Here is a 776-nt window from a genome sequence, read left to right as displayed (position 1 = left end):
AAAATCAGAAGCAAGACAAGCAATTGATGATGTTGCAAAAGCTAAAAAAGAAGTGATTGATCAAACACCAGATGCGACAACAGAAGAAAAAGAGGCAGCCAAAGCGAAGGTAGACCAAGCGGTAACGGAAGCCAAAGCTCATATTAATGAAGCAATAACTAATTCAGATGTGGATGAAGCAAAAACAAATGGTACGAATACAATCAATGCAATCCAACCAGATGTGCTTAAAAAATCAGAAGCAAGACAAGCAATTGATAATGAAGTTATTAATAAGAAGACAGAGATCGACAATAATGTTGATGCAACTATAGAAGAAAAAGAAGCCGCAAAATCAAAAGTAGACGAAGCTGCGACAGAAGCAAGAAATAATATTAATCGTGCTTTGTCTAACAATGATGTAGATCAAGTAGTACATAATAGTACGGCATCAATAAATAATATCCAACCAGATATAGTTAAAAAAGAACAAGCAAAACGAGGTATAGATACTCAAGCAAAAATCAAAAAAGCCATCATTGATCAAACATCTGATGCAACGACAGAAGAAAAAGAAGCAGCGAAATCAAAAGTTGATGAAGAGGTAACAAAAGCAAAACATAGTATTGATCAAGCAGTAACAAATAGTGATGTAGATCAAGCAAAAGATAGAGGAACTGTTGCTATAAATAACATTCAGCCAGAAGTTGTAAAAAAAGAGACAGCTAAGACTTCTATTGATCAAATTGCATTAACTAGAAAAAACATCATTGATCAAACACCTGATGCAACTGAAG

1 protein-coding gene is annotated in these 776 nt (G+C 34.1%); it reads left to right on the top strand.

Annotation, left to right across the window (positions count from 1 at the left end; all coding sequences use genetic code 11):
* A partial coding sequence (locus tag HMPREF3131_RS02430; RefSeq protein WP_141738167.1) for a DUF1542 domain-containing protein occupies positions 1-776 on the top strand: 776 nt, incomplete at both ends.

This window comes from Staphylococcus sp. HMSC14C01, assembly GCF_001808085.1.
Taxonomy (GTDB): Bacteria; Bacillota; Bacilli; order Staphylococcales; family Staphylococcaceae; genus Staphylococcus; species Staphylococcus hominis.
This window is presented reverse-complemented; position numbering and strand designations above follow the sequence as displayed.